The sequence below is a fragment of the Paenibacillus sp. FSL E2-0151 genome (assembly GCF_037993015.1).
Taxonomy (GTDB): domain Bacteria; phylum Bacillota; class Bacilli; order Paenibacillales; family Paenibacillaceae; genus Paenibacillus; species Paenibacillus amylolyticus.
In genome coordinates this window covers 1,345,815-1,360,171 of sequence record NZ_CP150308.1, presented here as the reverse complement: position 1 = coordinate 1,360,171, position 14,357 = coordinate 1,345,815, and the positions used below count along the sequence as shown (strand labels likewise).

13 protein-coding genes are annotated in these 14,357 nt (G+C 47.3%); 4 read left to right on the top strand and 9 right to left on the bottom strand.

Going from position 1 to position 14,357, the window contains the following annotated elements:
* Positions 1-34: 34 nt before the first annotated feature.
* Both MHI55_RS06120 and MHI55_RS06115 read right to left on the bottom strand, forming a co-directional pair.
* Positions 35-835, bottom strand: a complete 801-nt coding sequence (locus MHI55_RS06120; RefSeq protein ID WP_340389306.1) for a nucleotidyltransferase domain-containing protein — start codon at positions 833-835, stop codon at positions 35-37.
* 26 nt (positions 836-861) lie between these two features.
* Entirely contained in the window at positions 862-2,355 is a 1,494-nt protein-coding gene (locus tag MHI55_RS06115) for a TROVE domain-containing protein (RefSeq protein WP_036606435.1), read from the bottom strand.
* A gap of 345 nt (positions 2,356-2,700) precedes the next feature.
* On the opposite strand from MHI55_RS06115, the gene MHI55_RS06110 reads away from it, so the two are divergent.
* Together MHI55_RS06110 and MHI55_RS06105 are read left to right on the top strand one after the other, a co-directional pair.
* Positions 2,701-4,056: a WYL domain-containing protein gene (locus MHI55_RS06110; RefSeq protein WP_036606433.1), complete on the top strand. Its 1,356-nt coding sequence runs from the start codon at positions 2,701-2,703 to the stop codon at positions 4,054-4,056.
* A complete protein-coding gene (locus tag MHI55_RS06105; protein ID WP_340389304.1) occupies positions 4,004-4,888 on the top strand; it encodes a WYL domain-containing protein in 885 nt (294 codons plus the stop codon). Before MHI55_RS06110 ends, MHI55_RS06105 begins: the two co-directional genes overlap by 53 nt.
* Before the next feature lie 127 nt (positions 4,889-5,015).
* On the opposite strand, the gene MHI55_RS06100 is transcribed toward MHI55_RS06105, so the two are convergent.
* The 6 genes from MHI55_RS06100 to MHI55_RS06075 form a co-directional block, all read right to left on the bottom strand.
* A complete protein-coding gene (locus MHI55_RS06100) occupies positions 5,016-5,516 on the bottom strand; it encodes a hypothetical protein (protein ID WP_036672424.1) in 501 nt (166 codons plus the stop codon).
* Between the two features lie 180 nt (positions 5,517-5,696).
* Positions 5,697-6,437 carry a hypothetical protein gene (locus tag MHI55_RS06095; RefSeq protein WP_339197522.1) on the bottom strand — a complete coding sequence of 247 codons (741 nt, stop codon included), beginning with the start codon at positions 6,435-6,437 and terminating at the stop codon, positions 5,697-5,699.
* Complete coding sequence (locus tag MHI55_RS06090; RefSeq protein WP_340389302.1) at positions 6,434-7,132, bottom strand: ABC transporter ATP-binding protein; 699 nt, start codon at positions 7,130-7,132, stop codon at positions 6,434-6,436. Before MHI55_RS06090 ends, MHI55_RS06095 begins: the two co-directional genes overlap by 4 nt.
* Complete coding sequence (locus tag MHI55_RS06085; RefSeq protein ID WP_036606428.1) at positions 7,125-7,511, bottom strand: GntR family transcriptional regulator; 387 nt, start codon at positions 7,509-7,511, stop codon at positions 7,125-7,127. The genes MHI55_RS06090 and MHI55_RS06085 overlap by 8 nt, the downstream gene beginning before the upstream one ends.
* Positions 7,512-7,736: 225 nt before the next feature.
* On the bottom strand, positions 7,737-8,603 hold the full coding sequence (locus MHI55_RS06080; protein WP_340389300.1) for an aldo/keto reductase: 867 nt from the start codon (positions 8,601-8,603) through the stop codon (positions 7,737-7,739).
* A gap of 43 nt (positions 8,604-8,646) precedes the next feature.
* Positions 8,647-9,204: an STM3941 family protein gene (locus MHI55_RS06075; protein ID WP_340389298.1), complete on the bottom strand. Its 558-nt coding sequence runs from the start codon at positions 9,202-9,204 to the stop codon at positions 8,647-8,649.
* Positions 9,205-9,767: 563 nt separating this feature from the next.
* On the opposite strand from MHI55_RS06075, the gene MHI55_RS06070 reads away from it, so the two are divergent.
* Entirely contained in the window at positions 9,768-11,777 is a 2,010-nt protein-coding gene (locus tag MHI55_RS06070) for a S9 family peptidase (RefSeq protein ID WP_340389296.1), read from the top strand.
* A 130-nt stretch (positions 11,778-11,907) separates the two neighbouring features.
* Here MHI55_RS06070 and MHI55_RS06065 read toward each other — a convergent pair whose 3' ends face one another.
* Positions 11,908-12,597: a stalk domain-containing protein gene (locus MHI55_RS06065; RefSeq protein WP_051449838.1), complete on the bottom strand. Its 690-nt coding sequence runs from the start codon at positions 12,595-12,597 to the stop codon at positions 11,908-11,910.
* Between the two features lie 410 nt (positions 12,598-13,007).
* Between MHI55_RS06065 and MHI55_RS06060 the strand changes: the two genes are divergently transcribed.
* Positions 13,008-14,201: a MalY/PatB family protein gene (locus MHI55_RS06060; RefSeq protein ID WP_340389294.1), complete on the top strand. Its 1,194-nt coding sequence runs from the start codon at positions 13,008-13,010 to the stop codon at positions 14,199-14,201.
* The last annotated feature ends 156 nt before the right edge of the window (positions 14,202-14,357 follow it).

The following is a 14,357-nucleotide window of genomic DNA, read 5'->3' as shown; positions in this document are numbered from 1 at the left end:
CATCGAATCGCTTGCCTGGGTGAGAAGAAACGTCCTAATTGTTCCCCCATACTTCTTGCAGTGCCAAACGGAAAATCCGGTCCAATTCTTCAAATTGAATAATCCGCTCATTCTCCATCTGGCCGGCCAGTTGTTCAAAATGCTCAATCTTCTCCGCCAAAAAAGCCTGTATTGCGGGCAGTTGCGGCTCCAGATCCAGTTCCTCGCCCGCCTTTTTCCGGCGCAGCAATTCATGAATCTCCATATATAGCGGCGTAGTCGCAGGTACAAGTTCTTGCACAAGCTCTTCAAATGCCATCGGTGGCATCGCATCATAACGTTCAATCCAGCCACAAGCGAGCAATGGACTTAGAACATAGAAATACTTTTTGATCTTCACCTGCTCACCTTGTAAATAATCGCGGAAGTTCCCCTTTGCCATATTGAGATAATGATACATGCAGGACTTGGGCGAGAAGGTCAAAGGCGACAGTGCACGGATATGCTGTGCCACGTTATACTGTTCATCATACTGAATGGGGGATTGCAGCCACTCCAGTAACGGTGGATTTGATTTGCGAAACAGCTTCAAAGCCTTACGCAGATCCCAACCATTAATATCGAGCTGATCACTGATGGGGCGTTCGATAACATCCCTTTTATCCTCAATCGACAAGTACCACTCCAGCGGTCTTACATACAAGAAACGAACATCATAATCACTATCCTGTGAAGGAAACCCCCACGCCCGACTGCCAGATTCACAGGCATAGATGATCCTTACCTGCTCCTCCTGTTCAATCTGCTTCAGCTGTTGTCTAATCGTATCTCTCATTTCTTCATGAACGTAGGTCATGGTCCGTCCCCTCCAAATTCCCCAATTTAAATCTCTATCTCTCTCACCCGGTTCGCGAGTGTATCATATCCTGCCACAGTCTCGGCAATATACGTCAATACCGTTTCACTCCAACCGTAGATGTAAAAGGTTTTGCCATCCCGTGGCGGTACCATTGCCTGCTGATAAGGTGCTATATCCACAATAAATACCTTCAGCTCCGGATTCATCATCCGGCGATATCGCTCAAGCTCAGCATATAACGGGCTGCCTTCATTCTGCTGTTCATCGGTGATCATAATGATCTGATCCACTTTTTCTCCGATATCCCGAAGTTCCCGCACCGGTCGACCGGTGTCTGTTCCACCTTGTGCGCGAATAAGGTGAGCTTGGGAAAGGATGCTCTCATCCATCTTGGGACGAGCATCCTCAACCATATGGTCGAATAACCAGAACAGTGCGTTACCTCTTGTTTGTTTATAAAGCGCCAGTGCCAGCACCGAACCAATCCGTAAATAATCCCCTTGCATGGAACCGGAACGATCCAGGAAAATAGCCGTTCTTCCCGGCAGCGTTGGTAGGTTGCCAATGGATAGCTCTACCGCTTGTCGCAAAGCATCCCGCAGTTCTTCCCTCGCAATCATTTCATACGCACTGGCGAATCGGAAAGGTAAGATGCGCGACTTACGCAGGGCTTCTGCATCCGTTAGACGACCTGTTACGTAATCGATATTTTTCGATTTCTCAAAAACACCCGCACGATCCATTGCATTCAGATGGCGCAGCAACGCAAAAGTCGGCATTTGTGACATTAACGCCTCCCACACCGTACGTGTCGGTTGCATGATCGAGGTGACCACCGAATACGGGAGTTTACCTTTCTCGATCAGATGCATCCGGCTTGCCGGGTTTGGGGTAGCTTTCAGCTTTTCAAGCGCCTGCAACTGCGGAAGTTCCGTAAGATCCACCTCATGCCCGCGCAAATAACGGAATAAGGCTTTTTGCTTCGTATCTATCGGCTTGGGATGTGCTGTAGCGATCATATCGCCCAGACTGTATCCACGCCCACGCCCGTTGTATTTGATCGCCCAATATTCAGTAATGCCGTTCAAAAATTGACTCACCTGACGCTTCACCGCTCGGCCGCCCTGCCCCCGACCCAATCCTCTCAGAATGGTCAGAAAATCAGCCAAATCAGCCGGTGTCTGTACGACTTGGGAGAACACCTTTGCAAAATGATCCACATCCACTTTGGACAGCAGTGCCAGCCCGTATAGAGGCTGTAACCGCATCAAACCTTCATTACGAGCATAGACCAGCGCCCGCGCCATAAACCCTGCATCGACCTCAGCCATCTCCTGATGACTGACCATCGCATCGTCCATCAGTTGCTGGGTATCTGCATAGAACGTATTGTTCAAAGTATTGGTCATCAACATCTGTATATATTGTTCCTCCACCAATCGCTCATAGGCTCCGTAGCCCCCATGATTACGTGTCGTTGGCTGAGGTTGATTAAATAATTGTTTCGCTCTGCTCATCACTCATGACCTCCCGGTGTGAGTCTATTTACTGATATTCCATAATAAAATGTTCCGAGGAAAAAGGTGGGAAGGTATAATACCCGCTCTACCGCTGAGCTACACCGCCATGTACGGCGGCGATTGGATTCGAACCAACGACCTGGTCGATTAACAGTCGAAGTAACCCTCCCTGGCGCCTCGGAACCTTGATCCGCAGCGTTTGTTGCTGCCCCGCTTCACAACCTTATTATGCCTCACACATCTGCACGCGAACATGGCGAAAGTATGGCGACCATCATAAGTTTAAAATGAAACCTGCCACTCATCCTGCTACAATGAAGGGATAACAAGGAGTGAATGTTCATGGCAAGAGAGAGTTTTGACAAAGAAATTCAGTTCTTACGCATGTTATCCCTAACAAGCGGTGCATATAACCGCAAACAATATGCCGAGCGGCTTGGCATATCCGTACATACCTTTGATAAAACCAATCGCAGATTAAAAGAAATCATGCAGACCGTCGCCGACCAACGCTCAAGTGCCGAAGCAGGCCGGGAAATGGCAGATCTCGTCCGCTTCCAATACGGGGAGTCGGCAGAGCCTATGTTGCTCTTCCTCTTCCGCGCCAAGTCGATGAAAGAGACTGAAGTTCAGCGGCTTTCTGTCCTTTTGCATACCTTACAACATAAAACCCTGACCGCGATGGAACTGCTGGACGCCTGCTGTGCTGATCTGCCGGAGGATCTGGCGTTACCTGACGAGAAAACCATTCGTTCCGATCTAAAGTATCTGGAAGAGGTTGGGGTTATTCGAAAAGAGCCGGGTGGCAGGCCATATCAATATGCCTTACAACAGGACGTCCTTACCCAATTAACAGTGGAGGAACAGCTGGAGTTGTATGATTTTGTGGATATGATGGCGAACACCCAGGTTCCTTCCGTACAGGGGTACTTATTGCGCGACAGTTTAAAAAAAGCCATTACGGCAAGTTTCCCGCAAGAAGAAGCTACCGAGCCCTATATCTATAAGTATCACTATTATTCTCGTATCCTGGACGAAGCTCATCTCTACACGCTGCTTAGTGCGATTCGTCAGCGTAAACGTGTGCAGTTCCTATACTATTCACCGAAAAAACCATCCAGCTACAGTTCACAGAATACGAATCCGCGCTTTGAACGGGAAGCAGGTGGTCGATCCAACCGGATCGTGCCCCTTGAAGTGATCTATGACCATCAGTATGGTCGTTGGTATGTAATTGGATATCAGGGCCGGCGCGGCTTTGTGAAATTCCGCATGGAAGGCATAACACAGTTGGAGGAACAGGATTCAGTAGAAGAGCAATACATGCTCAAACTGAAGCAGCAGTGGACCGACATTAGTCGCTACAGTTGGCTCGTGGATACGGGAAATACCGTGACGGTTCAAGCTCGCTTTTTCCACCCGGAGCGTGGTCAGCGCAACTTTATTCTGGATCGGGTTCGTCTGCAAGGTCAATGGGGCAAAATTATACCCGAAACGGATCATACCTTTCTCTACGAAATCCAGGTCAACGGTACCACTGAGATCAAACCGTGGTTGCGGAGTTTTGGCTCAAGCTGTGAAGTAATCGCACCTCAGAGACTACGCCAAGAGATGATCAAGGAATGGAAGGAGATTGCGGAATATTATGAACCTGTTCGAGAAGATGTTCAACTATCAGATGATGACACGACTGAATGAAACCGGACTGTTCACCTGGACCTCACAGGAACGGGCCTGGCTTCGCATGATGCTGAATCACCCTGCTACGAGAGAAGCGCTGAGCCCTGTAACGTTGGATAAAATGCACAATATGTTGAATAGTGAGCAGGACCTGAACCTTCAAGATTACCTGACCGAAAAAGCCAAAAGCGAAGAAAACAGTGTCTCTCACCCACTACTTCGACAGTTACGGCTAATCATTCTGCATCATCAGGGATTTCGCATGACGGGTCGCGTCCGCAATGGACGCACGAGCCATGATGAATTCGGCTTCCCGTATAAACTGGAGTATTCCATGGTCAAAAAAGAATGGTACGTGCTCTGGTATGCTCCTCGCTTCGACAAACTCATGTCGACCAAGCTGCACAGCATCGTTACCGTGGAAGCCCAACCGGTTGAACCGGATACCGCCTCGGGTTACACTGCCCGAATTGCTGCGATAACAGAGAAGCGTAAAACGACCATCACCATCGAGGTACTGCCCGAGTTCAATCAGGAGCTGTCCCGAATCCTCTATGCCTTCTCCTGCTTCGAAAAACAGGTCGAGTACCTGGAAGCCAAGCAGACATATCGGATCGAGCTGACCGTTCCGCGCAATGAGATGGATTACGTCTTATCCAAAATGCGTTTTCTCGGCAAACGGGTTCGAATTGCTGACCACACAGTACTGCGGGAGCGAATGTCCGAAACAGCTGCCAAGGCATTGGCCCGTTATATAGAAAAAGATCCTGATATGCATCCCAAACACTCCAATGAAGTTCAGCACCCCCAACGCGAGGAAGGCTCTCTTGCGAAAGCCGATGGTCAATGATTTTGTAAGAGTGGGTTAACCATAACTATTGCTCAAAAGCCAAATCCATATCCATATCCATATCCATATACGAAAAAAAAGGTCTGGATGATCTCATCCAAACCTTTTTGCTATACATGCGCCTAAACTAGGTTCCACCACTGCTGGCAGCCGAGTTCCGTCTTTTGTTAATCGCGTGCACGCCCATGACCACTGCAATTAATTCATACGTGTCCAGTTGTTCCGACTGGTTATCTAATACAAATGCCCCTGAACTAAACCAGCCGCTGGTGCGACGGAAACTGGCCACGATGCGGCCACCACTGCCACTTATATCATATTCCTGCGAAAATGCTGGAGCAGACACATCATATGTACCGCGTGATCCTGCGTCATATTCATACTTTTTACTAAAAAAACTGAATCTCGCCCGCAACACACCCAGATGTCTCCCATCTGCTGCAGTGATATCCCAACGATTCGTTAACATGCGAAATTTGCCGCTGCAGACCAATCCCGTGTTATCCGATACATCGAGCGAAGAACCAAAGACACTTTTCAAATCCAGATGCCCGGCCTGTTCCTGATTCGGATTCATAATCTCGGTGTAACCCGCGTTAAAAAAGTTATCCCTGAAGTATAGTTCCATAACGCTTCCTCCTTTCGCTTACATATCCTTTTGTTCTCTTTAACCTATTCTCGCCTCAAGCACACAATATATTTATATATACGTATAATTAATGGTAATGGATTCAAAAAGTGGATTATTACTGGATGTAAAAAAACGAGCAACCCTGGTTGCTCGCATCACGTTCAAATTATCCTGTCATCAGACTTCGACTTTTTTGTTGTTCAGGTAAATGGTAGCCCACACCAAGATGACCGCCACAATGACTTCAAATACAATGCTTCCCCACATGCCGTCCGACCATAGTACACCATTGGCTGTGATTGCAATACCTGTACTTTCTTCCGTATACCGGAACATCTCATTTGGACTAAAACGTCCTGTCGTAATGATATTTTCCAACCAGCCAAGCAGATTAACGAGGACAAAGAATGCAACGATTCCAATCCATGGCCCCGTTCTCCAACGGAAGCTGCCTGCAATCGAGATCGAAAGGAAGATAATGACGGTCATGAATACCATAACCCATGCGCTAAACAGCAACAAACTAATATAATCCGAGACATGCAGACCCGAAAGATCAATATTGGTAGCCATGTTCATTCGTAGCTTCATTGAGATATAGATGTAGGCATGAGTCGCGAATATAATGACTAACCCCAACCCGCAAAGGGCTCCAAAGATCAAGGGAGACAACACATGTGACAGGCCCGTTACGGGTAAAAGGCGGCGATTATAAGAACGTATATTGGACGTGTATGTTTTGATCATTTTCACATAAATAGCCACACCTACTCCAACATATCCCATAATGCCAAGCACAATCCCTGTGACCTCAGACACGAAAAGGGAAAGTCCCACTTGCGCGATAATCAAAATAACTAGCCCCGCCAACAGTGTATTCCAGTTCCTTCTAAAGTCATATTTCAATAATGTCATCATTCCGCATAGACCTCCTTGAACATCTCATCCACACTTTTCCCATATTTCAGACGGAGCGTTTCCACTTCTTCCCGCATCACCAACTCACCCTCGCGAATAAAGACAACTTCATCAAAAATCCGTTCGATATCATTCACAAGATGCGTGGAGATGATCAGACTGCTCTCTTCATCATAGAATTTGACGATCGCATCCAGAATCTTGCCACGCGCAACCGGATCTACTCCGCCAATCGGTTCATCCAGCAAATACAGACGAGCCTTACGAGAAAGTGCCAGTGTTAGTTGTAGTCGTTCATTCATACCTTTTGACAGATGTCGTACCCGGTCACTCTCGACAAGGTTCATGAAGTCAAGCATCTCCCGCGCCTTCTCCTCATCAAAATCAGCATAGAAATCGCGATAATACGCAATCGCATCCCGCACTCTCATCCACTTCTCGGTTAATGGACGATCCGGCATAAATGAAACCAGCGCCTTTGTCTCCAGCCCAACAGGCTTACCTGTGACTTGAATCGTTCCGCTGCTCGGATGTAACAACCCTGCAACCAGCTTCATGAGCGTACTTTTTCCACTACCGTTGCTACCCAGCAGACCTACGATTCGTCCTGGAGCAATATCCAATGTAATATTACTGAGCGCTTTCTTATTGCCATATGTCTTATTGATCTGGTTCAGTTCAAGGATGTTACTCATGCGTTGTTCCTCCCTTTCCTTCCGCAACGGCATCGGCTACGATGGATAAGATATCCTGCTCTTCGATCCCCAGTTCCTGCATTCCGGTCAGAAAGCGTTCCAGCAATTCACCGGCCATCTCTTTTTTGATCGTCATAATCTTCCGCTCCTCACTGGTCACATATCTGCCCAAGCCCCGTTTGGTTTCGACCACTTCTTCCCGCTCAAGCTCCTGAAATGTCCGTTGTACTGTATTTGGATTGATCTGTAGTTCAGCCGCCAGTTCACGAACCGAAGGAATTTTGTCACCTGCCTGAAGTGTCCCGGTTACAATCTGTCTCTTGATGTACTGCATGATCTGCAGATAGATTGGTAAATTGTTATCAAATTCTATAGTCACAAAGCTCTCGCTCCTCTCTGTACTGGTGTGTTAGTTACATAGTACACTAGTGAAATAGTGTTGTAAAGCCCATTTGTTTAAATATATATTCGCTCAATTGATGGGCAAGTTTCTGCTATCGATATCCATACAAAAAAAAGAGCAGATCGTGAAGATCTGCTCTGCATAACTTTATTAATCGTATTGTTATCTTATTCATATGCTTATCCAATAAAAAAGAGCCAGCTACACGATATCTAGAGGTACTTTGCCTTTAGGTGCAGGGAATGCCTCATCCAAACGGGCGAGTTCCTCTTGTGTCAAAACGATATTCACTGCTGCTGCATTGTCTGCCACATGATTCAGCTGCACCGCCTTGGGAATCGCCAGCACATCTCCATCCCTGATCACCCAGGCTAATGCGATCTGCGAAGTTGTAACTCCTCGACCCTGTGCAATCTCCTGAATGACGGGATGCTCCAACAATTCACTTCGAAGTCTGCCACCCTGTGCCAGTGGACAATACGCCATTACAGGAACGCTCCGTTCCCGCATCCAGGGAAGCAGATCATGTTCAATACCTCGCGATGCTGCATGGTACAGCACCTGATTCACCATGCACTGAGACCCCTCCGGCAGACTCCATAACTCCTGCATATCCCTTGTATCCAGGTTTGATACACCCCAGCGAATGATTTTACCGGATTGCTTCAATTGTTCCAAAGCCTCAACCGTCTCTTCGAGCGGTACTCCTCCACGCCAGTGAAGCAAATACAGATCCAGACGATCTGTACCAAGACGCGTGAGACTACGCTCACAAGCGGCAATCATCTGCTTGTGATCCGCATGATGGGGATACACTTTGGATACGAGAAAAACTTCGTCACGATGGCCCGAGATGGCCTTTCCCGTAATAACCTCTGCCCCACCTTCTGCATACATCTCCGCCGTATCAATCACGGTCATTCCCTGTTCAATACCGGAACGCAGTGCCCGTACTTCTTCTTGCTGGCTGGATTGTTTCTCTCCCATGTTCCATGTGCCTTGTCCTATCGCAGGCAGTGCAGTTCCATCCGGAAGTAGAATCGTGCGTGTTTGATTACCATGCATCATCTATATTCCTCCATTCTGAAGACTTATGGACATTCTGACCTCTCTAACGACGATTATACGAATCATAAATCATGTTATCACTCACATGTCTCCAGTGGCTCATCATCATGATATACAATTGATCCAGCGAAACTGTGAGGCTACTCTGGGCAACGCTGATGGTTGCATCGACCATATTACTGTTGACCGTCATCAATTTGCGTTTCATCCCGTTCTGGCGATCCAGAAAGGCTTTCTCGTCCCGCAACTTGACCCCGATCATTTTCTGTCCCATCAATTCATACATAAAAATATTCTCAACGTCTCTCCAGGCCACTGCTCCTCCTGCGGTATAAGAAGATGCATCCACAAACCCATCCTCATCGATTACAAAAGAAGGTTCCTTCTTAATCATCTTTACCAGACTGTAACAGAAACATAGCCCGAAAAACAAAATGGATAGAAGTCCAATCACATCCGAAAGGATGGAATCATTCGTAACTGAAGAACGATCAAAAATCAAAAAAAATCCGGCTGCCACAAAGAGTGCCGCCCCTGCCGTAAGCCACGCCATTCGTTTCCGGTTTGGATATTCCACATGTTGCTCATAGGATGTGCTCAACGTGACGTTCCTCCTCCATTGCGACTGAATCATACGAGTTCTATATAAACGAATGGCTAAGAACCAAATACCTGAAATGTAGAACAGGAATTGCATTGTACATTAAACCAAATTCACCAATGTTAAACATTAAAATTAGACCGTTTTTCGTCATTTCTGCGCTTATTCAACATTAGGATTCGTCATCCTTCGAGCAAATCCTTTTAACACACCTATATGAATTGAACTAAAGAATGTTTGCACCGGCCACTCCGATGACAGAACAACCTTCCGATCGCTGTTATCCCCAGATTTTTCGATTCCACTTTTTCAAAGTGAAAATCCGGGGATAGCCTATGCTTCCGATGCAGCTTTCTTTCAGAAAGCTTTTAGGCGAACGCTCCGCTTCTTCAGGTTATTTCTGTCCTCTACGTTACGTGCAAATATTTAATTCAATGAATATACATTGTTAAATGTCTTCCCCCTCCCTCATTACACTTATTGTCCTGTCCCTTGCTTTCCGTTAATATAAATGGAAAGGTTAGGAAATTAACCAATTCTAATTCATGGTGGGAGGACAAACAATGATGAGTCAGCGCGGCATAACATCGGAAGATCTTTATCAGATTACATGGGTTAATGATCCAACTCCGTCCCCTCAAGGCGGACAACTGGTATATGTAAGCCGGAAAACGAATGAAGCACGTGACGGTTATTGTTCTCACCTAAGACTGCTGCATCTGGGGAGTCAGAAGGACAGGCCCTTTACCTCTGGTGAGAAGGATCATTCCCCTGCCTGGTCGCCCGATGGGTCTCAGCTTGCCTTTTTAAGAGAGGTTGATGGGAAATCCCAAGTGTGGATTATCGCATCAGATGGCGGGGAAGCACAGCAAATCAGTCACCTGAAACATGGCGTCAGTTCCCTACTCTGGTCACCAGATGGTCATACTTTGCTTGTGAAATCATCCGTGGATATGAGCGGAAATGAAGAATCAGAACATACAGATCCTATAGACGATAAACCCAAACTGCTGCAAGAACATGTCGTAGACCGGATTCGCATGAAGTCAGATGCCAGTGGATTGTGGAACGGTCGACGTTCCCACCTTTTCGCTCTCGCACCGATCGATGCGGAAGCAATTCCTGTAACTACAGGTCATTATGACGTCGGAGACTACGCCTGGTCCCCGGACGGAACATCCATCGCTTGGATTGCGCAGATGCCTGAAGAAGGCGAGGACCATAATGATTACACCCTGACTAATCATGTGTACCTTGCCAAAGCAGACGGATCGGATGTGCAACAGTTGACCCCGGAAGGGTATACGTTCAGCCGACTGGCCTTTGCACCGGATGGACAATCTCTTGCACTGCTCGCCAGTGACCGTTCCTATGGAAATGCCACGCTTGTGAAGTTGTACACCCTTCAGATATCAGGTGGTGAACTCGTATGTCTGAGCACGGATTGGGACGTACAGTTGAATCACAGCATTGTTGGCGACATGCGTTCACATCTGACAACCACGGGGCCAGTATTCAGCAGGGATGGTTCTTCAATCTTCTGTCTGGCGACCATCCATGGTAGTGTACGCATCGCCAAATTCGCTCGAGACGGCAGCAGTGCCGACTATATATGGCCTGACGAACGGGAGATTTATCAATTTGCCGAGTTGGAAAACGGGCAGATCGTTGCCGCTGTAGCCGATACACTAAATCCTGGTGATCTATATATATATGAACAACCAGAAGATCCTGAGGTAGAACCGATTCAGCTCACCCGCAGCAATCCACAGCTTGAGGATGAGATCCACCTTAGTACACCAGAAACCTTCTGGTTTAATTCCTCAGATGGCCTGCGGCTGCAAGGATGGATTATAAAACCTCATGGCATGGTTGACGGGGTCAAAATCCCGACCATTCTGGAGATTCATGGCGGCCCGCACATGATGTATGGTTTTACGTTTATGCACGAGTTCCAAATTCTCGCCGCACAAGGCTACGCTGTTGTGTATATCAATCCACGCGGTGGCCTCGGATACGGGCAGCAGTTTGTAGACGCCTGTCGCGGAGATTATGGCGGTGGCGATTATCGCGATCTCATGGAGAGTGTGGATTATGCCCTGTCCCAGTATGAGTTTATCGATGAATCACGATTGGGCGTAACCGGGGGCAGTTATGGTGGCTTCATGACCAACTGGATTGTAGGACACACGGACCGCTTTAAGGCGGCTGTTACCCAGCGTTCCATCTCCAATTGGCTATCCTTCTACGGTGTAAGTGACATTGGATATTTCTTCACGGAAGACCAGATTGGCGGTAACGCGTGGGATGACACGGAAAAACTATGGAAACATTCCCCGCTCGCTTATGTCGGAAACGTCAGTACTCCGCTGCTCATTTTGCATGGCGAACAGGATCTGCGGTGTCCAATTGAACAAGCCGAGCAGTTGTTCATTGCATTAAAACGGCGCAAGCAGACCACAAGACTTGTTCGTTTCCCAGGGGCAAACCACGAGTTGTCCCGTGGAGGTCATCCTCATCTGAGGGTACGCCGTCTGGAGCATATTGCCGGATGGTTCAACGAGTACCTGTAACGGACTAATATTTAGACTATTAGTTCAGATTATAGAACCAGATATGGATACAACCCTAAAAGCCGTCCAATGAAATCTGTTATGATTTCAACGGGCGGCTTTGGCTGTTCACCTTTTATGGAAGGAAAGATTACTCTTCGCCCCACACTACGGTGATTTCATTCAGATCCTTGTTGGTTGCAGACACCGAACCTGTGATGGTTACGGCATATTTGCCATCTTCACGCCCCACGATGCTGAAGCCGTCTGCCTGGATATCCTGAGTGTTCTGACTCAAGTTTTTGGTCTGGTAGTAGTCTTTGTAGGATGTTCCAACGGTTAGCAACGTTTCTTTGGTTGTGTAGGTGAGCACTACTTTTTTGTCACCATCCATTATGTTCTCAATGAGACTTGTTGCCTTCGCATCCTTAGGTAATGGGAAATCAGCCGGAAGATACTTGGACTTCACTCCTGCCGCCTGTGTGTTTGTACCTGTTGAGGGCGATGTCGATCCACTGTTGCCTGTGGATGTTGACCCACCAGAAGAGCTTGAAGAACCGATGCTTACTTTATTGTTTTGGGAATCATACTTCACTTCGGTCTTCAACGCATCTGCAATCGAACGAACGGGAAGATATGTACTGCCTTGATATGTAATTGGCGCAAGCTTTTTGCCCTGGTCACCTGTCGGTGTAAATTTCTGTCCGTTCACTTCGATGGCGAGCCCATGGTTCAGATAAGCTTTGATTGTCTCCAGTTGTGTACCTGCATATACACCTGCCGATCCGGTTAACACCATGCCAAACACACCCGCAGCAACCAACCACTTTTTGCTTTTCATCTCTAAACGCCTCCTGAGTTCAAATGTCAGCCTTATGCATAATACGATTCAAGCGATCGCTCGATGTACGCGAAAGACTCATGTAATTATGCTCATCATGTATGGGTACGAGCTTATTCGGATAACAGCCCGTTGTTCCACCAAATGTTAGCAATATAATAGCATCTGACAAGAGGTTGTAAACGATAAACGGACAAAACAGGACCAAGGGCGTACAAAAATAGTCTTTGTCGTATTCCCGCTGTACTCTCGCTCGTTAAGTTGTTCTTATATGAATAAAGTCCTGAATTCCAGACCATACATATGAAGCTAATCATACACGCACAATAGTTGCGAAATTAACCAATGTATTAGATAATTATTTGTCGATTTGTGGTCGAAGGAACGGAACTTAAGGGGGATTAAATACGATGAACAACAATAACAGTACATTTGACCAACCTATTAACCGGATCTCTACCGGATCAGAAAAATGGGATGCGCTTGAGGATATCTTCGGAGCCGCTGATGCGCTTCCGATGTGGGTGGCCGATATGGATTTTGCTGCTCCACCATCCGTCATTCAGGCCCTGCAAACACGGATGGAACACGGGATTTTTGGTTATACAGTGCGGACTGAGGCGTATCATGCAGCTGTTGCAGGCTGGATGGAACGGCGCCACAACTGGAAAATTAACGATGACTGGATCGTATTCACTCCAGGTATTGTGCCTGCACTCAGCATTGCTGTACAACGATTCACCGATCCTGGAGATGCTGTAGTCATCCAAACTCCGGTGTATGCGCCCTTCTATGAAGTAGTACGTGGTCAGGGCCGTGAACTGATCACCAATCCTTTGGTAGAGAATAACGGTCATTACACGCTGGATCTGGAACAACTGGAATCCAGCTTACAGACCGGTCGGGTCAAAATGCTGATTCTGTGCAGTCCTCATAACCCGGTTGGACGGGTATGGACTCGTGAAGAGCTTGAAGGGCTTACGTCATTGTGTCTGCAATACAACGTACTGATGGTTTCAGATGAAATCCATGCCGATCTTGTTCATCAGCGCGGAACTCATACACCACTGACCCTGATCTCGGACGCCGTCTCTGATCTAAGCATCATCTGTACGGCTCCAAGCAAAACGTTCAACATTCCTGGCCTCTGCACATCCAATATCATCATCCCCAATGCCAAGTTGCGGGAATCGTTCGCGCAGGGTGTAAAAACGATGGGACTTGCCAATATCAGCACATTGGGGGCTGCTGCAACCGAAGCTGCTTACAATGATGCCGAGGAATGGCTGGATGAGTGCCTTGCCTATATCCGTGGAAATATGGAGTATGTACAGCAATATGTTGCGGAACATATGCCACAGATCAAAATGCATTTGCCCGAAGCGACCTATCTGTTATGGATGGATTTCCGGGAGCTGAATATCCCACATGCACAACTATGCAATATGCTGCTTCATGAAGCAGGGCTTGCTTTCAATGACGGGAGCTTCTTTGGAACGGAGGGTACAGGGTTCATGCGCATTAATGTAGCCTGTCCACGTTCCACGGTTGAAGAGGCGATGCGCAGGTTATCTGTGTTGTTAAGCAATGTGTCGGGCAAATAAGCTGTCAGTTACATCTATGTACGTTGCGAACAAAACGTGTACTGTTTGTTAAATGGTGAATATTTGTCAAAATAGAAAAAAGGGTGCCCCGTAGTCAAGTCCATGACTCATATTCATGGTCAATGACTGCACAAGGGGCATCCCTTTTGTATTCGA

Coding starts and splice junctions, on each gene's coding strand:
- MHI55_RS06115 (WP_036606435.1), bottom strand. CDS start 2,355: ATGAGCAGAGCGAAACAATTATTTAATCAACCTCAGCCAACGACACGT.
- MHI55_RS06060 (WP_340389294.1), top strand. CDS start 13,008: ATGAACAACAATAACAGTACATTTGACCAACCTATTAACCGGATCTCT.
- MHI55_RS06105 (WP_340389304.1), top strand. CDS start 4,004: ATGAACCTGTTCGAGAAGATGTTCAACTATCAGATGATGACACGACTG.
- MHI55_RS06100 (WP_036672424.1), bottom strand. CDS start 5,516: ATGGAACTATACTTCAGGGATAACTTTTTTAACGCGGGTTACACCGAG.
- MHI55_RS06120 (WP_340389306.1), bottom strand. CDS start 835: ATGACCTACGTTCATGAAGAAATGAGAGATACGATTAGACAACAGCTG.
- MHI55_RS06065 (WP_051449838.1), bottom strand. CDS start 12,597: ATGAAAAGCAAAAAGTGGTTGGTTGCTGCGGGTGTGTTTGGCATGGTG.
- MHI55_RS06095 (WP_339197522.1), bottom strand. CDS start 6,437: ATGATGACATTATTGAAATATGACTTTAGAAGGAACTGGAATACACTG.
- MHI55_RS06090 (WP_340389302.1), bottom strand. CDS start 7,132: ATGAGTAACATCCTTGAACTGAACCAGATCAATAAGACATATGGCAAT.
- MHI55_RS06070 (WP_340389296.1), top strand. CDS start 9,768: ATGATGAGTCAGCGCGGCATAACATCGGAAGATCTTTATCAGATTACA.
- MHI55_RS06110 (WP_036606433.1), top strand. CDS start 2,701: ATGGCAAGAGAGAGTTTTGACAAAGAAATTCAGTTCTTACGCATGTTA.
- MHI55_RS06080 (WP_340389300.1), bottom strand. CDS start 8,603: ATGATGCATGGTAATCAAACACGCACGATTCTACTTCCGGATGGAACT.